This is a genomic window from Serinicoccus marinus DSM 15273 (assembly GCF_008386315.1).
GTDB classification, from domain to species: domain Bacteria; phylum Actinomycetota; class Actinomycetes; order Actinomycetales; family Dermatophilaceae; genus Ornithinicoccus; species Ornithinicoccus marinus.
Window position 1 is genome coordinate 3,202,496 of record NZ_CP043808.1, and the last position, 17,049, is coordinate 3,219,544.

General features: G+C 72.2%; 18 protein-coding genes and 2 pseudogenes. 10 read left to right on the forward strand and 10 right to left on the reverse strand.

Features of this window, described 5'->3' with window-relative positions:
- Positions 1-140 precede the first annotated feature (140 nt).
- Positions 141-425 carry an ECF-type sigma factor family protein gene (locus tag FU792_RS15450; protein WP_337587840.1) on the forward strand — a complete coding sequence of 95 codons (285 nt, stop codon included), beginning with the start codon at positions 141-143 and terminating at the stop codon, positions 423-425.
- A 43-nt stretch (positions 426-468) separates the two neighbouring features.
- Here the strand turns inward: FU792_RS15450 and FU792_RS15455 are convergent, their stop codons facing one another.
- The 3 genes from FU792_RS15455 to FU792_RS16905 all read right to left on the reverse strand — a co-directional run bounded on the left by FU792_RS15455 (position 469) and on the right by FU792_RS16905 (position 2,555).
- Positions 469-2,064 carry an MDR family MFS transporter gene (locus FU792_RS15455; protein ID WP_022923683.1) on the reverse strand — a complete coding sequence of 532 codons (1,596 nt, stop codon included), beginning with the start codon at positions 2,062-2,064 and terminating at the stop codon, positions 469-471.
- An 84-nt stretch (positions 2,065-2,148) separates the two neighbouring features.
- A complete protein-coding gene (locus FU792_RS15460; RefSeq protein ID WP_149814884.1) occupies positions 2,149-2,385 on the reverse strand; it encodes a MarR family winged helix-turn-helix transcriptional regulator in 237 nt (78 codons plus the stop codon).
- A complete protein-coding gene (locus FU792_RS16905; RefSeq protein ID WP_161600281.1) occupies positions 2,382-2,555 on the reverse strand; it encodes a hypothetical protein in 174 nt (57 codons plus the stop codon). Before FU792_RS16905 ends, FU792_RS15460 begins: the two co-directional genes overlap by 4 nt.
- Positions 2,556-2,665: 110 nt before the next feature.
- On the opposite strand from FU792_RS16905, the gene FU792_RS15465 reads away from it, so the two are divergent.
- A complete protein-coding gene (locus FU792_RS15465) occupies positions 2,666-3,085 on the forward strand; it encodes a VOC family protein (RefSeq protein WP_022923681.1) in 420 nt (139 codons plus the stop codon).
- Positions 3,082-4,086 (forward strand): sigma-70 family RNA polymerase sigma factor, encoded by a 1,005-nt coding sequence (locus FU792_RS15470; RefSeq protein WP_022923680.1) that lies wholly within the window; start codon positions 3,082-3,084, stop codon positions 4,084-4,086. The genes FU792_RS15465 and FU792_RS15470 overlap by 4 nt, the downstream gene beginning before the upstream one ends.
- A gap of 2 nt (positions 4,087-4,088) precedes the next feature.
- On the opposite strand, the gene FU792_RS15475 is transcribed toward FU792_RS15470, so the two are convergent.
- Positions 4,089-4,682, reverse strand: coding sequence for a DUF5701 family protein (locus tag FU792_RS15475; protein ID WP_022923679.1), 594 nt, complete (start codon positions 4,680-4,682; stop codon positions 4,089-4,091).
- 105 nt (positions 4,683-4,787) lie between these two features.
- Between FU792_RS15475 and FU792_RS19420 the strand changes: the two are divergent.
- From FU792_RS19420 to FU792_RS15490, 3 genes and pseudogenes are all read left to right on the forward strand, one after another.
- Positions 4,788-4,985 (forward strand): annotated as a pseudogene (locus tag FU792_RS19420) (GNAT family N-acetyltransferase); the annotation flags it as partial.
- A gap of 244 nt (positions 4,986-5,229) precedes the next feature.
- Positions 5,230-6,234, forward strand: coding sequence for an aldo/keto reductase family protein (locus tag FU792_RS15485; RefSeq protein ID WP_022923677.1), 1,005 nt, complete (start codon positions 5,230-5,232; stop codon positions 6,232-6,234).
- A gap of 93 nt (positions 6,235-6,327) precedes the next feature.
- Positions 6,328-6,951 (forward strand): hypothetical protein, encoded by a 624-nt coding sequence (locus FU792_RS15490; protein ID WP_022923676.1) that lies wholly within the window; start codon positions 6,328-6,330, stop codon positions 6,949-6,951.
- Here FU792_RS15490 and FU792_RS15495 read toward each other — a convergent pair.
- Positions 6,941-8,203, reverse strand: a complete 1,263-nt coding sequence (locus FU792_RS15495; RefSeq protein ID WP_022923675.1) for a glycoside hydrolase family 32 protein — start codon at positions 8,201-8,203, stop codon at positions 6,941-6,943. The genes FU792_RS15490 and FU792_RS15495 overlap by 11 nt on opposite strands.
- A 35-nt stretch (positions 8,204-8,238) precedes the next feature.
- Between FU792_RS15495 and FU792_RS15500 the strand changes: the two genes are divergently transcribed.
- Positions 8,239-9,390 carry a MalY/PatB family protein gene (locus FU792_RS15500; protein ID WP_022923674.1) on the forward strand — a complete coding sequence of 384 codons (1,152 nt, stop codon included), beginning with the start codon at positions 8,239-8,241 and terminating at the stop codon, positions 9,388-9,390.
- Positions 9,391-9,488: 98 nt separating this feature from the next.
- Here FU792_RS15500 and FU792_RS15505 read toward each other — a convergent pair whose 3' ends face one another.
- A complete protein-coding gene (locus FU792_RS15505; protein WP_022923673.1) occupies positions 9,489-10,742 on the reverse strand; it encodes an MFS transporter in 1,254 nt (417 codons plus the stop codon).
- A 44-nt stretch (positions 10,743-10,786) separates the two neighbouring features.
- The gene (locus FU792_RS15510) at positions 10,787-12,394 is read right to left on the reverse strand and encodes an SLC13 family permease (RefSeq protein ID WP_022923672.1); all 1,608 of its coding nucleotides are present in this window, start codon (positions 12,392-12,394) and stop codon (positions 10,787-10,789) included.
- A gap of 211 nt (positions 12,395-12,605) precedes the next feature.
- Between FU792_RS15510 and FU792_RS19425 the strand changes: the two are divergent.
- The 3 genes and pseudogenes from FU792_RS19425 to FU792_RS16910 all read left to right on the forward strand — a co-directional run.
- Positions 12,606-12,830, forward strand: a pseudogene (locus tag FU792_RS19425) (saccharopine dehydrogenase); the annotation flags it as partial.
- On the forward strand, positions 12,831-13,508 hold the full coding sequence (locus FU792_RS15515; protein ID WP_149814885.1) for a Rossmann-fold NAD(P)-binding domain-containing protein: 678 nt from the start codon (positions 12,831-12,833) through the stop codon (positions 13,506-13,508).
- Between the two features lie 527 nt (positions 13,509-14,035).
- On the forward strand, positions 14,036-14,194 hold the full coding sequence (locus FU792_RS16910; RefSeq protein WP_022923670.1) for a hypothetical protein: 159 nt from the start codon (positions 14,036-14,038) through the stop codon (positions 14,192-14,194).
- A gap of 19 nt (positions 14,195-14,213) precedes the next feature.
- On the opposite strand, the gene FU792_RS15520 is transcribed toward FU792_RS16910, so the two are convergent.
- From FU792_RS15520 to FU792_RS15530, 3 genes are all read right to left on the reverse strand, one after another.
- A complete protein-coding gene (locus FU792_RS15520; RefSeq protein ID WP_022923669.1) occupies positions 14,214-14,807 on the reverse strand; it encodes a LiaF domain-containing protein in 594 nt (197 codons plus the stop codon).
- 140 nt (positions 14,808-14,947) lie between these two features.
- A complete protein-coding gene (locus FU792_RS15525) occupies positions 14,948-16,183 on the reverse strand; it encodes an acyl-CoA dehydrogenase family protein (protein ID WP_237739963.1) in 1,236 nt (411 codons plus the stop codon).
- Between the two features lie 37 nt (positions 16,184-16,220).
- Positions 16,221-17,018, reverse strand: coding sequence for a PIG-L deacetylase family protein (locus tag FU792_RS15530; protein ID WP_022923667.1), 798 nt, complete (start codon positions 17,016-17,018; stop codon positions 16,221-16,223).
- Positions 17,019-17,049: the final 31 nt, after the last annotated feature.

The window sequence follows — 17,049 nt, forward strand, 5'->3', positions numbered from 1 at the left end:
TTCGGTATACGGAGTATTTCTTCCACTATACGGAGAGTCGGCGATGGCGCACCAGCCGAGCGCCCAGACCGACGACGCGCTGGACCTGACCAGTATCCTCCCGCAGCTCCGAGAGCGCCGCGCGCCAGCCGAGGCTCGAACTGCTCCAGCCCGCCGATCAGCAGGTGGTGCAGCTGCGCCTCGACGGCTACTCCATCGCGGAGGTCGCCGCGATCCTGCACTGCTCCTACGCCGCGGCAGCCAAGAGGTGCGCCCTGACCTTCCTGGCGGCGCTCCCGCTGACCTATCTCGCCGCGTCCTTCGGCGGTCGGGCCCTCGACCACAGCTACGGCTGGCTCTGGGTCCTGCCGGCAGCCAGTGCGGCGGGATGCTGCCTGTTCCTGCTCGCGGCCTTCCTGCGGGTGCCCGCGACGGCGACCGACTGACGCGCCGCGTCAGCGGCACGCGCTGCTCGACCGGTGGCCGGGCTCAGCCGTGGTCGCGCGGGGCGTCCTCGAGGGTCTCGCGCAGCGGCACGTGCCGGATCATCGCGGTGGCGACGAAGACGACAGCGAGGATCGGCAGGCCGACGAGGAAGGCGTCGTGGAGCTGGTCGGCCAGACCCGCCCGCAGCGCCTGCTCGACGACCGGCGGCACGTCACCCAGCGCGGAGGGGTCCAGCACCGCGCCCACGTCGAGGTCGGCGGCCCGCTCGGCCGCCGCGTCCCGCATCGACGCCGGCAGGTGCGCGGCCACCGCCGCGCCGAGCCCGCCGGTCATGATCGAGCCGTAGACCGCGATCCCCACCGTCGAGCCGATGTTACGGCTGAACTGCGTGGTGGCGGTCGCGACACCGAGGTCGCGCCGGGCGACGACGTTCTGCACGACGAGGGTGTACTGCTGCATCGCCATGCCCAGCCCGACGCCCACCACGGCCATCGCGCCGAAGAGCTGCCAGGCCGTCGAGGTCTCGGAGAGCAGCGTGAGCAGCCACACACCGAGGGCCATCACGGCGACGCCGGTGAGCATGAACGGCTTGTAGTGCCCGGTGCGGGTGACCAGCAGCCCGGTGAGGATGCCCATGACGATGAGGCCGAGCATCATCGGCATGAGGATCAGGCCGGACTGCGTGGCGTCGACGCCGATGACCCCCTGCGCGAAGACCGGGATGTAGATGATCGAGCCGAACATCACCATGGCCAGCCCGAGCCCGGCGAGGTTGGCCCAGCTGAAGATGCTGTTGCGGAACAGCCGCAGCGGCAGCAGCGGCTCGGCCGCCCGCAGCTCGACGACGACGAAGGCGAGCGCGAAGGCCAGGCCGAGGGCATACAGACCGAGGACCTGCGCCGAGACCCAGGGGTATGCCGTCCCGCCCCAGCTCGTGGCGAGCAGGATCGAAACCATGGCGACCGAGAGGGTGATGATGCCTGCGACGTCGATCTTTGCCTCGCGGCGCTGGTGCGGCAGGTGCATGTAGCGGGCCACGAAGGCGAGCGCGAGCAGGCCGACCGGCAGGATGGCGAAGAACAGCCAGCGCCAGCCCAGGTGGTCGGTGATGAGCCCGCCGGCCAGCGGTCCCGCGACCGAGGTGACGCCGAAGACGGCACCCATGAGGCCTTGGTACTTCCCGCGCTGCCGGGCCGGGATGATGTCGCCGATGATCGTCTGCGACAGCGGCATGAGGGTGCCCATGCCCGCGCCCTGGATGGCGCGTCCGGCGACCAGCACCCAGAAGCTGCCCGCGAGACCAGAGACGACCGAGCCGACCATGAAGATCACGAGGCCGGCCAGGTAGAAGGTCTTGCGGCCGTAGAGGTCGGACAGCTTGCCGACCACCGGCACGACCACGGCCGAGACGAGCATCGCCGCGGTCGCCACCCAGGAGTAGTGGTCCATGCCGCCGAGGTCGGCGACGATCTGCGGCAGCGCCGGGCCCACGATCGTCTGGCTGATCGAGGCGACGAACATGCCGAGCATGAGGCTGGCGAAGACGATCTTGTGCTCCCGCCCCAGCCGGAACGGGGTGGCGGCGGTGTCGCCGCCGGTGCTGCGGCTGGTGGGCGCGGTGGTGCTGGCGGTGGCCATCGGGGTCCTTGCTTGGGTCTGCTGGGGGGTTGCGGTCAGGGGGTGTTGCGGTCAGGGGGTGGTGCGTGGCGGGGTGGCGTGCTCCTACGCCTGCTCGATCGAGTCGGCGAGGCGCGCGAGCATGTCGGCGAGGCGCTGCTGGTCCTGCGCCGGCCAGTCGGCGAGGGTCGCGGTCACGAGGTCGACGCGGCGGGAGCGCTCGGCCGCGAGGGCGGCGCGGCCCGCCGCCGTGAGGCCGAGCACCTGGGCGCGGCGGTCCTCCGGATCCGGGTGCCGCTGCACAAGACCGCGCTCGGCGAGCGAGGCGAGCCGGCGGCTCATCGTCGAGGGGTCCAGCCCCTCGGCCCGGGCCAGGCCCGGGGGCGGGTGCACTCCTGCCCGGCCAGTCGGACGAGCACCCCCACGTCGCTGCGCGACAGCTCCCCCTCGCGCTCGCGCAGCAGACGGCTCATCGCGGTGAAGGTGCGGGCCAGTTCCTCAGATAGTTGCATGCTACACACATCATAGCACCGATGAGTTCCGCCCCCGTCGGTCGTCACACCTCGCACGACCCGCCGACCGGGCCGGCCGGCATGGGGCATACCGAGGGAGAGGACCGCGCGTGCACCAGCTGATGTTCGTCAACCTGCCGGTGGAGGACCTGGGGCGCTCCCGCTCCTTCTTCACCGAGGTCGGCTACACCTTCAACGCCGACTTCTGCGACGGCTCGGCGCTCTGCCTCGAGCTCGGTCCGACCCTTCACGCGATGCTGCTCAACCGGGAGCACTTCGCCTCGTTTCACGACTCGCGCGTCGCCGAGCCGGGCACCGTCGAGACGCTGGTGTGCCTGTCCGCCCCGAGCCGGGAGGCGGTGGACGCCGTGGTCGACCGGGCCGTCGCGGCCGGCGGCACCGACGTGCGGCGGGCGGATCACGGCATGATGTACGGCAGGACCTACGCGGACCTGGACGGGCACGTGTGGGAGGTCATGTGGATGGATCGCGACTGGACGGACCGTGGCGCGACGAGGGAGCGAGCATGAGCACGCAGCTGGAGCAGACCGGGCAGGCCGACTTCGAGGAGACCACCGCGCCGCTGCGCGGGGAGCTCATCGCCCACTGCTACCGGATGCTGGGGTCGGCCAGCGAGGCCGAGGACCTGGTGCAGGAGACCTACCTACGCGCGTGGAAGGCCTACCACCGCTTCGAGGGGCGCTCCACGGTGCGGACGTGGATGTACACCATCGCCACCAACGCCTGCCTCACCGCGCTGAAGCAGCAGGGTCGGCGCCCGCTGCCCAGCGGGCTCGGCGGCCCGCCCGGCGACCCCCGCCAGCCGGTGGTCGAGGACCGCTCCCGCGACTGGCTGGAGCCGCTGCCGGACCAGCTCGTCTGGGGGCGGGACGCGGTGCCGGTGGACCCGGCCGACGCGACCGAGGCGGCCGAGGGCACCCAGCTCGCGTTCATGGCCGCGCTGCAGGAGCTGCCGCCGCTGCAGCGGGCGGTGCTCGTGCTGCGCGACGTGCTGCAGTTCTCCGCCGCCGAGACCGCCGCCGCCCTCGATACCACCGTCGCCTCGGTCAACTCCGCGCTGCAGCGCTCCCGGGCGACCATCGGCGAGGGACTGGACCGGGCGGGCCGTAGGGTGAGCGAGCTGACCGCGCACGACCGCGAGGTCTTCGCCGCCTTCTGCGACGCCTTCGAGCGGCACGACATCGACGCCGTCGTGGGGGTCATGACCGAGCAGGCCGTGTGGCAGATGCCGCCCTTCGACCGCTACTACGTCGGCCGCGAGGACATCGCCGCTCTCATCGAGCACCAGTGCCCCGCCCGCGTGGGTGGCGACCTGCGGATGCTGCCGGTGGTCGCCAACGGGCAGCCCGCGGTTGGGATGTACCTCCGCGGCCCGGACGGGGCATACCAGCAGTTCCAGCTGTGCGTGGTCGACCTCCGCGACGGGGTGATCACCGGCGTGGTCGGCTTCTTCGACGGTGACGCCTTCGCGCACGCCGGGCTGCCCGAGCAGCTGCCCGCGGCCGGCTGAGCTCAGGAGCGACCGCCGACGGAGGCGATGCCGAGCCAGGTATGCCGGTTGCCGGCCCAGCACCACCCCAGCTTGGGCGCGTCCTTGCGGTCCCGACCGTCGCGGCCGGTGCCGTTGCTGATCCACAGCGCGGGGACCCGTGCGTCCAGTCCAGACGCCTTGGGCCGGCGAGAGCCCGTCGTCATGAAGCAGTGGTTGCGCTCGATCACCTCCGGGCTCTGCAGCGCCCAGCAGACGCCCTCGGCGACCGTCATGAGGTCCCGACCCGCCGCCCTGATTCGCGGGTCCACCTCGTCCGGGCTGCGGTCGGCGTGCTCGTCACCGCGGTCGGGCGTGTCCACCGCGTAGAGGTCTGCCTCCGGCACCTGGACTCCCGGGGCGGCGCCGAACTCGTCGAGGTCGGTGAGGTCCTCCACGACGAACCCTCGACGGTCGCCGAGGGCCAGGAGCGGCACGAGGCGGGCGGTCGACACCAGGCGGGGGTGCACCACGAGCAGGTCGCCGCCGAGGTCCTCGGGCAGCGCGGGCAGCGTGAGGCCGAGGTCGGTGAGACGACGGTGCTGGGCGGGCAGGTCGGGCAGCGCGGGAACGGGCACGGTCCTCCTCGGGGTGGGTCCACCGCAACGCCGTGGCACGCCCGTCGATTCCCGCGCGACCGGTCGGCGCCGAAAACCGCTCGGTCGGTGGCGGCCGGCACGGTCGTGGGGTTGCTGCACTACACGATCCTGTGGGCGACGGTGCCCTTCCTCAGCCTCATCGTCCTGGCCGAGGACGCCCGCGGCCGCGGGCTGTCGCGGGTGCTCGTCGACGACCTGGTCGCGCGGTTGCGGGAGCAGGGCTACGTCGCGCTGCTCAGCTCGTCGCAGACCGACGAGCCGGAGCCGCAGGCCTGGCACCGCCACCTCGGCTTCACCTCGAACGGCATCATCGAAAACATCGCCGACGAGGGCATCGGTGAGGTGGTCTTCCGGCTGTCCTTCCGACCGCCCGCGCCCGACGGCTGGGTCGACCTCTCGTCCACCCCGTCATCCCCCGGTATGACGTGGGCCCAGCCGTCGCGGGTCCGCCTCCCACGACCCGTGCCGGGTCGGACTGACACCCCCGAGGGTCGGGCCTGTCGGACGCGAGGCATACGGTGCCGCCATGGAGTTTCGATACCTGGGCAACAGCGGCCTCAAGATCAGCGAGATCACCTACGGCAACTGGCTGACGCACGGCAGCCAGGTCGAGAACGACGTGGCCCACCAGTGCGTGCGCGCGGCGCTCGATGCCGGCATCAGCACCTTCGACACCGCCGACGTCTACGCCAACACCAAGGCCGAGAGCGTGCTCGGGGACGCGCTCAAGGGAGAGCGGCGCGAGAGCCTGGAGATCTTCACCAAGGTCTACTGGCCGACCGGCCCGGGCGGCAAGAACGACACCGGCCTGTCCCGCAAGCACATCATGGAGTCGATCGACGGCAGCCTGCAGCGGCTGCAGACCGACTACGTCGACCTCTACCAGGCGCACCGCTACGACACCGAGACGCCGCTGGAGGAGACGATGCAGGCCTTCGCCGACATCGTCCGGCAGGGCAAGGCGCACTACATCGGCGTGAGCGAGTGGACCGCCGACCAGATCCGCGCCGGGCACGCCCTCGCGAAGGACCTCGGCATCCAGCTCATCTCCTCTCAGCCGCAGTACTCCATGCTGTGGCGGGTCATCGAGCCCGAGGTCGTCCCCGCCTGCGAGGAGCTCGGGATCTCGCAGATCGTGTGGAGCCCGATGGCGCAGGGCGTGCTGTCCGGGAAGTACCAGCCGGGCCAGGCCCCGACCGAGGGCCGCGCCGCGGACGAGTCGATGGGCAAGGGAATGCAGGGCTTCATGCGCGAGGAGGTGCTCACCGCCGTCCAGGGGCTCACGCCGCTGGCGGAGGAGGCGGGCCTCACGATGCCGCAGCTCGCGGTCGCCTGGGTGCTGCAGAACCCCAACGTCGCCGCCGCGCTGGTCGGCGCCTCCAAGCCCTCCCAGGTCGAGGACAACGTCAAGGCCGCCGGCGTGAAGCTCGACGCCGACCTCATGGCCAAGATCGACGACATCATCGGCGGGGTCGCGGAGAAGGACGCCGGCAAGACCGCGGCGAACGCCCCGCAGACCCGCGTGGCCTGAGCCACCCGCGTCACCCCCGCCTCGCGCCGCGTCCGGACACCGGACGCGGCGCGAGGCGTTGTGCCGTCCCGTGGGCGGTGGCAGTCTTGGACCATGAGACTGGACGAGGTCTTCGCCCGCCACAGCGACGGCAGCTCTGACCAGCCGTTGCTCGTCACCCCGGCCATCCGCCCCTCCGCGCGCGAGCAGCTGGCGACCCTGGAACGCCTGGGCCTCAGCGCCCAGGACGGCGTCACCGAGGCCGACCTGCTCGCCGACCGTGAGGTCGCGCAGGCCATCCGCCGGCATCCCTACCTCGCGCTCCTGCACTGCCTGGCCCGCGACGCCGACGGGGAGCTGACCCACCACCCGCACGTCACCACCGTCGACCTCGAGCACGTCGTCGGCCCGGACTCCTACCCCGACCTGGTGCGCAAGCTGGCCGCCGCCGCCGGGTCGACGGGCGAGCTCGGGGAGGTGCACGGCGGCGTGGACCGCGAGCGCAACCGCTGGGTCGTCCGCTTCCGGGTCGGCCGGATCACCCGCGAGCTGCACCCGCGCCTGGACCACGACTACGCCGACATGGCCGTCCTGCCGTGGATCTTCGACGCGGTGTGCCTGCCCGGCCAGGCCAGTGCCTTCGTCCGGCACGGCCAGCGCATCACCGTCGCCTACGTCCCCCGGTGGCACGTCGACGAGCTGCAGCGCGTCCTCGACCGCTGGGCCTTCACGGCCTGAGCACCGGCCGCAGCTCGGCGTCGCCCCGCACCTGCCACGCGACCGGGTGCCGGAAGGTCGCCGGGACGGCGTCGGGCGGGTAGACCTCCAGCACGTCCCCGTCGACGACGGCCCTGGTCCCCTCGGGCAGGGCCCGGGTGCCGATCGCAGGGTGCACGAGCTCCGCACCGGCGGGCCCGACCTCGACCACCGCCGCGGGCGGGAGCTCGCCCTCCGCGGCACGGGCCGGGCCGAGGGGCAGCGTCTCACCGACCGCGGGGTCCAGCTCGAGCCGGACCCCCGACGGGTCGACCGTCAGCCGTCGCGGCAGCGTCAGGCAGCCCGCCTGGTCCTTGCCGCCGGGCTGCTGGCCGTCCTCGCGGACCCATCCCATGAGCCACCACCCCTCGCCGCCGTCGTCCGCGATCTGCGGTGCGTAGAACGCGTCACCGCGGTCCAGCACCCCCACGTCCTCGACCTCGAGCCGTGGACGCCCGCCGTCGTCGACGAGCCGGCCCGCGCAGGCGACCACGTCGCCGAGCACGCCGTCGTCGTGCAGCGAGAGCAGCAGGGCGGCACGCTCACCCTCGACCGCGAGCTGCGGGCACTCCCACACGTCGGCCGGGCCGGCTCCCGGTGACGGCAGGTCCGCGCCGCGCAGCCAGACGCCGAGGTAGTCCCACGCCTCGATGTCGTCGCAGGAGTAGAGCAGCACCGCGGGCGTCCCGTCGTCGAGGCCGGCGCCCACGAGGGCGAACCGATGACCCTCGTGCGTGAGCACGAAGGGGTCGCGCATGACCGCGACACCGTCAGCCTGCGGCTGGCGGGCCACCACCACGGGTGCCGACCATTCGTCGAGGTCGGCACCGGACCCCCAGCGCAGGCAGACCGTGCTGGTCAAGCCCGGCCCGGCGAGCCCGGAGTAGACGACGGCCGGGCGCGACAACCCGGGCACGAAGACCCCGGACCAGCAGCCGGAGCCGTCCGGACCTCCCGGCGTGGGGGTGAAGGCGACGGGGTGCTCGCGCCAGGTCACGAGGTCGGCGCTGCTGCAGTGGCCCCACGCGATGGCGTCGTGCCGGGGCGCGTCCGGGTTGTGCTGGAAGAAGGCGTGCCAGCGCCCCTCGTGCCGGACCATGCCGTTGGGGTCGTTGAGCCAGCCCTGCGCCGGGCGCAGGTGGAAGGTCGTCGTCGCACCCGGCCCAGCTTCGGGTACGAGCGGTGTGGAGCCAGGCGTGGAGCGAACTGCGTGGCCGGGGGTCGCGGGGGGCATACCGATGATTGTGACGGGTAGGGCAGGCTGGGCGGATGAACTCACCCTTCGACCTGTCCCTGGAGCAGATGCGCACCCACCGCAGCGCCAAGTGGAGCCGGGTCCCGGACGACGTGCTCCCCGCCTGGACGGCGGAGATGGACGTCAGCACCGCCCCCGCCATCGCGCAGGCGCTGCAGACGGCGATCGAGCGCTCCGACTTCGGGTATGCCGGTGAGCCCTCTGCCGTGATCGATGCCTTCGCCGGCTTCGCCCGCGACACCTGGGGCTGGGACCCGCAGAGCACGCCGGGCCGCACCAGGCTCTTCGCCGACGTCGGCCAGGGGGCCAAGGAGACGCTGCGCGGGCTCACCTCCCCGGGTGACCGGGTCGTCCTCAACCCCCCGGTCTACCTCTCCTTCTACCCCTGGCTGCGCGACCTGCGCCTGGAGCCGCTCGAGGTGCCGATGCTCGACGTCGCCTCCGGCGGCCGCCTCGACCTGGACGGCATGCGCGCCGCGCTCGCCGACGGGGCGAAGGTGGTCCTGCTGTGCACCCCGCACAACCCGCTCGGCTACGTCTACTCGCGCGAGGAGCTGGCCGCGCTGGCCGAGATGGCCGCCGAGCACGACGCCGTGGTGATCTCGGACGAGATCCACGCCCCGCTCGTGCACCCCGGCAGCCCGCGGCCCTTCGTGCCCTTCCTCACCGTGAGCGAGGCGGCCCGCGAGGTCGGCATCGCCCTGCACTCGCCCTCCAAGGCGTGGAACACGGCCGGCCTGAAGCTGGCGCTCGGGGTGACCGCGGTGGAGGGACGCTGGCCGCAGGCGCAGGCCGAGACCGACTGGGCACCCAGCATCCTCGGGCAGTATGCCGCGATCGCCGCCTACACCGAGGGCCGCGAGTGGCTCGCCGGCACGGTGGCCGAGCTGCAGGCGCGCACCCAGGAGCTGCCCGCCCTGCTCCAGGAGCACCTGCCGCAGGTGCGCTTCCACCCGGGGCACGCGTCCTACCTTGCCTGGCTGGACTGCCGGGACCTCGGCCTCGGCGACGACCCGTCGCAGGCCTTCCTGGAGCGGGGCCGGGTGCTGCTGTCGCCGGGGCCGGCGTTCGGGGCCACCGGCGAGGGCTTCGCCCGGCTCAACATCGGCACGAGCGCCGAGCTCATGGGCGAGGCGGTGCGCCGGATGGCAGAGGCCCTGCAGTGACGTGCTGACGACACGCCGGAGGAAAGCGGCTCAGGCGTTCACGTGTGCGGCTGAGCCGGTCGCGGTCGGCGTGTCGCCGGAACGCGCGACCTCCCGGCTCACGGCTCGCGCGGCGGCGTGACCTTGGAGCGTCCGTAGGTGAAGGGCTCGCGGGGAGGCCGGGCCAGCAGGTCGGCGGTAAAGAGCCGGCGGGAGAGCAGGATGAGGGCGCCGGCGAGCGCGAAGCAGCCCGCGGCCACAGCCCAGGTCACGGGGAAGCCGGCGGCTCCCGAGAGCCCACCGAGGACCGCCGGGCCCAGCGCCCCGCCCGCGAAAGCGCCCGACTGGATCGCAGCCGACGCCTGGGCCGGGTTGTCACGCCCGAGCCGGGCGACGGCATACAGCAGCAGACCGGGCCAGGACCACCCGATGCTGAAGGCGAGCAGCCCGAAGACCCACACCGCCCAGGGTGCGTCGATCATCAGGCCCAGGCACCCGAGCGCGCCGACCCACATCTGGGTGGCGACGACGGGCAGGTTCGCCCCGTGCCGGTGGTCGGCGCGCCACCCGGAGAAGACCCGGATCGCGATCGAGCCGCCCGAGCCCACGGCCATGAGGACGCCGGTCTGGGAGGGTGTCAGCCCGACCTCGAACCCCCAGGAGGCCGCGAAGGCGCCGACGTAGTTGGCCGCCGCGCTGGCCAACGTGATCGCCACGGCGGCGAGCACGAGCGGCAGGGTCGGCGGGGACTCGAGCAGGTCGGCGGCGGACGCAGCGGGTCTGCGCGGTCCGCGACGCCGGCCACGCAGCAGCAGCCCGACCGCCCCGAGCATGACCACGACCCCGAGGCAGCAGGTCACGACGAAGGTCGAGCGCCACCCCCACAGCGCCCCGGTCGTCGGGACCGCGAGCCCGCCCAGCATGATCGCCAGCGGCACGGCGGACTGCTTGACGCCGAAACCGAGCCCGCGCCGACCGGGCGGGAGCGTGCGCGCCATCAACGAGTTCGCGGTGGCCTGGCAGGCGGCGTTGCCGAGACCCAGCACCACCATGACCGCCATGAGCGACCACCACCCGGAGACGAGCAGGCTCATGGCGAGGCCACCGGCGGTCACGACACCTCCGGCCAGGAGCAGCAGCAGGCCGCGGCTCATCCGGTCGACCAACGTCGAGGTGGACAGCGTGGCCACCGCCGCCGTGGCGAAGAACAGGCTGACCGCGACACCGAAGGCTCCAAGCCCGAAGCCGAGGTCGTCGCGGATCGCCACCGCCTGAGCCCCCAGCAGGAACGGCGGCAGGGCGCCCAGCGTGGTGACGGCGGAGGCGACCGCCATCACCAGGGCGGACCGGCCACGGCGGGGGGCAGGGGACATGCGGTGCCGCGTCCTCCTCCCGTGATCGGACCTGCCGCCGGCCGTTACAGCACGAGCCCCAGGGCGAAGGGACCGATGAGGACGGTGAAGAGGGTGATGAGCACCACCCCGACGACGTTCAGGACGATTCCACCACGGGCCATCTCCTGGATCTTCACCGCCCCGGTGCCGAAGACGATCGCGTTGGGCGGGGTGCCGACCGGCAGCATGAAGGCGCAGGTCGCCGCCAGGGCCGCCGGGATGAGCAGCGTCATCGGGTCGACACCGATGCCGACGGCGACACCGCCCAGGACCGGGATGAAGGTCGCCGCAGTCGCGGTGTTGCTCGTGACCTCGGTGAGGAAGAGCACGATCGTCACGACAGCGGCGAGCAGCAGCACGATCGGCAGCGAGCCCAGCCCGGTGACCTGCTGGCCGAACCACTCGTCCAGGCCGGTGCCGGCGACCGCGGCGGCCAGGCTGAGGCCACCACCGAAGAGCAGCAGCACGCCCCAGGGCAGGCCCTCCTCCGCGTCGTCCCACTCCAGCGTCATCCGGCCCTCGCGGTCGCCGGGGATGAGGAAGAGCACGATGCCCGCGCCGATGGCGATGGCGGTGTCGTCCAGCTCCCCGAGCCAGGGCAGCGCCTCGCCGAGGGCGGAGATGTTGGACAGCAGGCCCGGGACGATCCACAGAAAGGCGGCGCCGCAGAAGACGGCGAGCACGACCTTCTCCCCCTGGCTCATCGGGCCCAGCTCATCGACCTCGGTGTCGATGAGCTGGCGGCCGCCGGGGATCTCCTCGAGCGTGAAGCGGAACATCAGCCGCGTGATGAGCAGCCAGGCGATCCCGATGAAGACGACGACGATCGGCACGCCCAGCATCATCCAGGCGAGGAAGCCCACGTCCTGGCCGACCTCGTCCGCGAGATATCCGGCGACGATGGCGTTGGGCGGGCTGCCGAGCAGCGTGCCGAGCCCGCCGATCGAGGCGGCCCACGCGATGGACAGCACCAGGGCGACGCCGAAGATGCGGACGTCCGGGTCGTTGACGACGTCGCTCACCGCCCGCCCGCTGGAGACCTCCTTGGTCACGTCGCCGTCGGCGGCGGCCACGCCACGCTGGCTGTTCTCCACGACGAGCGCCAGCACCGAGATCGCGATGGGCAGCATCATCAGCGTGGTGGCCGTGTTGGAGACCCACATCGACAGGAAGGCCGTCGAGATCATCATCCCGAGGATGATCCGGCGCGGGTGGGTGCCGACGCGGCGCAGCGTGAGCAGCGCGATCCGGCGGTGCAGGTTCCACTTCTGCATGGCGATGGCGATGAGGAAGCCGCCGAGGAAGAGGAAGACGATCGAGTTGGCGTAGGGCGCCGTCGCGTCGGAGACGCCCAATCCGGTGAGCGGCGGGATGAGCACGATCGGCAGCAGCGAGGTGGCGGCGAGCGGGATGGCCTCGGTCATCCACCACACGGCCATGAGCACGGCGATGGCGGCGACGAAGCGCGCGTCGCCGGACATGTCGGCGCCCCCGAGGAGGAGGTAGACGAGGGCGGCGAGGGCGAGGCCGCCGAGTCGGAAGGCCCAGGTCCGGCCCGCAGGGCGTGGCGGCTCCCGGTCGCTGGGCTCGTCGTCGAACTCGCCCTGCTCGCGCACGATGTCGCTGCTCATGTCTTGCTGCCCCGTCCACGTCGGTGTGTTTGGGCCCAACCTAACCCAAGGGCAACCGGTGCGGGCGCATACGCTGAAGGCATGACCCGACCGCACCTGTGGATCCGCGCCGAGGCCCGCCCCGGCGAGCAGCGCGTGCCGATCGTCCCCCCACGCGCAGCGCCTCGTCGCCGACGGCTATGTCGTCACCGTCGAGGAGTCACCGAGCCGCGTCGTCGACCTCGAGGACTACGTCGCGGCCGGGTGCTCGGTCGCGCCCTACGGCTCGTGGACCGACGCCCCCGAGGGCGCCGTCGTCGTCGGGATCAAAGAGCTGCCGCAGGACCCGCCCGGCCTGGCGCACACGCACGTCTTCTTCGCCCACGCCTACAAGGGGCAGGAGGGCGCGGACGTCACGCTCGAGCGATTCCGCCGCGGCGGTGGCGAGCTGCTGGACGTGGAGTACCTCACGCTCGACGGCAAGCGGGTCGTCGCGTTCGGTTTCTGGGCGGGGTATGTCGGTGCCGCGCTCGCCGTGCTCCGGCACCGCGGCCTGCTGACCGGCGGGGTCGCACCGATGGGCCGCGAGGAGCTGGACGGCCAGCTGCGCGAGAGCGCGGCCGGTCACGAGCCGGAGCGCGCGCTGGTCATCGGCTCCCGCGGGCGTTCCGGCCGCGGCGCGGTCGAAGCGCTGGAGCTGGCCGGCTGCGCGGTCACCCGCTGGGACCGGGCCGACACCGTCGAGCTGGACAAGGCAGCGCTGCTGGACCACGACATCCTCGTGAACTGCGTCGTGAGCAGCACCCCGCGCGAGCCCTTCGTCGGCACCGAGGACGTGGCGGCCACCCGTCGCCTGCGCACGATCGGTGACGTGACCTGCGACGTCACCTCCGACAACAACCTGCTCCCCGTCAACACCGCGATCACCACGTGGGCCGAGCCGGTGCGTCAGGTCGGCACCGCCGACGCCCCGCTCGACGTCATCGCCATCGACAACCTCCCGTCGCTGCTGCCGCTGGAGTCCTCGATCAGCTTCTCCGCGGAGCTGACGCCGTTGCTGGAGGACCTCGCCGAGCGGCGCGGCCCGTGGGCGGCGAGCCTGGAGTGGTTCCGCCGGCACGTGCCCCTGGGCTGACTCGAACATCGTGGGCCTGTGTTCAGTGATATGAGCGCGAGGGCTTGACTAGACTGCGATGCTCTGCTGGAGTGAAGCCGAAGCTGCCCCGATCAGTGCAGACGGAGTTGCGTCAACCACAGCGGCTGACGCTTGGTGTTATCACGGTGATGTATATCTTTCTCGAAAGAACGCTTTCGGTAACACACTGTATGAACTAGGTTACCGGTTTCACTGGTGCGTCCGGAATGGGACTACGGTCTACTCACAGTGGATAAGCGGACAGTGGCAAGATGCTCACCTCACGTGGGATGTAGGCGTGACGCTCAACAACCAACATGTCCTGTCCAACAACATCGCTAGAGCCTTGTATCAGAGACAGTTCGTCGCTAGAGGTCCCTTCGATGAGTACAGGCACCTCTGCATTCGGGCAAAGGGGTACGCAAATGCAACGTACAACAGCAGCGGAACCTGCAACATCTACGGGTAGCCTTGCCGCGCTCGCGGTAGCCACCCTCCTAGTCGGTGCACTGGCCCCTGCGCTCGGGGTGGCGCTGGGCGTGATCGGTCTCCTCATCGTCTCGGTGCAGACCGTGACCGGCTCGGCCCTTCGCCCACGGCTGCTCGTCCTCTTCGGCCTACTCGTCGTCGTCTTCCTGGTGCCGATCCTGGTATTCGGCCGCTGGGGCATGTTGCCGCTCTGGTAGAGACCCGACCCACCGGCGCTCAGCGTTTCCGGGTCCAGCGCCAGCCGCGGGGAGGCTTGGTGCCGTCGTCGGGCGGCATCGTGCGCACCAGGACGTCGCCGAGCAGGCTCGTGGCGTTGATGCGGACGCAGGCACCCGTGTCGGCCGAGGACTGGGCCTGCGGGTCGACGTCGTGCCGGATGTTGCCGAGAAGGTTGAAGCCCGAGAGTTCCACCCGGGTGCCGGCAGGCACCGCGATCCGGATGTCGCCCATCCCGGTGAAGGAGGAGATCTCCAGCGTCTCGTCGGGCCGGATCACCTCGCGCAGGTCGAGCTTGACATCGCCGACGAGCAGCATCGTGGTCGTGCGCTCCGCCGCGTCCCACGCGCCGGTCCGCACGACGTCTCCCATGAGGGTCCCCAGCGTCTGGGTCGGCGCGCGCATGGGCACCGGCGCGTCCCGGTCCGCCGCGGCGGCGGGGTGGTTGCCGCGCCACTGCGCCGGCAGCTCCTCGCGGGGCGTGGGCCGCTGCCCCGGGACCGGTATGTCGGGCCGCCAGTCGGGCGGCACGTCCGAGGGTCCCTGGGCGGAGGGGTCGGGCGCGGCGGGATCGGGCGCGGCGGGATCGGGCATACCGTCACCCTAGTCAGGCCGCGTGACCGCCGGACATGACAGCCGTCACCAGACCCGACGCCCGGTCGGACCGGAGCCAACCACTCACGACGCCCGGTCGGACCGGAGCCAACCACTCACGACGCCCGGTCGGGGGCGGCTCAGCGGAAGGCGCTGGTGCCGGTCACCGAGCGGCCCACGAGCAGCGACTGCACGGTGCGGCTCCCCTCGTAGGTGTAGGTCGCCTCGAGGTCGGCGAAGTGCCGGGCGACGTGGTGGTCCAGCAGGATCCCGTTGCCCCCGAGCATGTCGCGGGCGATGCCGACGACCTCGCGCGCCACCGTGGTCGTGTGCAGCTTGGCCATCGCGGCGTGCTCGATGGTGCAGCGGCCCTCGTCCTCGAGCTGGCTCATCCGCGTGCAGGTGAGCTGCATCGTGGTGATGAGCGTGACCATGCGGGCGAGGTCGTCCTGGATGAGCTGGTTCTTGGCCAGCGGACGACCGAACTGCTCGCGGCGCAGGGCATAGGTCAGCGCGCCCTCGTAGGCCGCGACCGCATGGCCGATCGCCTCCCAGGCCACCGCCTGCCGCGAGCGTGCCAGCACCCGGTTGGTGTCGGCGAAGGTGCGCGCCTGCGCGAGCCGGTTGTCGGCCGGGATCCGCACGCCGTCGAGGCGGATGTGCGCCTGCCACACGCCGCGGTTGCTGATCTTGCCCTGGATGACCTGGGCGTCCCAGCCGTCGAGCTGCTGCGGGGACTCGACGACGAAGCCACCCACGTCGCCGTCGTCGTCGCGCGCCCAGACCACGACGAGGTCGGCCACCGACCCGTTGCCGATCCACCGCTTCGCGCCGTCGAGCACCCAGTGGTCGCCGTCGCGGTGGGCCCGGGTCTCCATGCTCACGACGTCGGACCCGTGCGTGGGCTCGGTCAGCGCCACCGCGCCGACCGTCTCCACCCGGGCCATCCCCGGCAGCCATCGCTCCCGTTGATCCTCGCTGCCCAGCAGGTGCACCGAGGTCATCGCCAACCCGGAGTGGACCGCGTTGAAGGTCGCGATCGAGCCGTCCCCCCGGGCCAGCTCGGCGCACATCATCCCGTCGGCGAGGGTGGAGACCCCGGCGCAGCCGTAGCCCTCGATCGAGGCACCGGCGACCCGGGTCGCGGCATACCCCGGCACCATCTCGACGGGGTATCGCGCCGCCTCCCACCACTCCTGCGCCGCCGGGACGACCTCGTCGTCGCACCAGGCGCGCACGCCGTCCCGCAGCTCGCGCTCGGTATCGGTGAGCAGGTCGTCCAGGTGCATGAAGTCCGTGCCCAGGGACCGACCGAGGTCGGCGCCGTCCGGCTCCGCGCGGTCGGACTCGGGCATCGGCTGCGGCGCGTCACTCATCCTTCGAGGGTAGGCGCCGCCTCCCCCGGTCGCGCCCTCAGCCCACCGGGTGAGCGTCGGTCATCCCCGGATCCCGCCCGGGCTCGATGAACCACTCGTCCCCGAAGGCCGCGGCGAACTGCTCCTCCGGCATACCCAGCATCCAGCCGACGTCCTCCTGGCTGGCGTGCGCGGACAGCGCCGCCCGCTTGGCCGCGAGCACCGGCCGGGCGTCGACGTGCCAGTGGATCTCCGCCTCGGGGGTGCCGACCGGGTTGCCGTCGTCGGCGGGGGCGTCCGGATCCCAGTCCGCGTCCTCGGGCGCCATCCCGGCCGCCGTGGCCGCCTCGAACATGCGCCGCATGTGGTCGCGGTTCATCGTCGCCTCGAGCAGCCGTGGGCGCCGTGCCGCCAGCTCCGCCGCCCGGTGCACGACGGCGTGGACCTTGACGTGGTCGGGGTGGCCGTAGCCACCGTGCCAGTCGTAGCCGACGACCACGTCGGCGTCCTCCTCGTCCAGGACCCGCGCCAGCCGCGCCGCGGCCTCGTCGGTGCTGCAGGCGTGGAAGGACTGCTCGTGGCTGTTCTGCTCCCACCCGGTCATGCCGGAGTCGGCGTAGCCGAGCCACACGACCCGCGCCGTGCCGAGCGCGACGGCCGACGCCTGGGCCTCGGCGCGACGCCGGTCCACCACCGTCTCCCCCTCCCGCAGGTCCGCGGGCACGGTGCCGTGGTCGCCGTTGGTGGCGTAGACGCACACCACCCGGTGCCCGGCGTCGGCGGCCAGCCGCATCGTGGCCGAGGTCTGGCTCGCCTCGTCGTCGGGGTGGGCGTGCAGGAAGACGATGGTGCTCACGGCGCCAACCTAGGGCCAGGCAGCGACATTC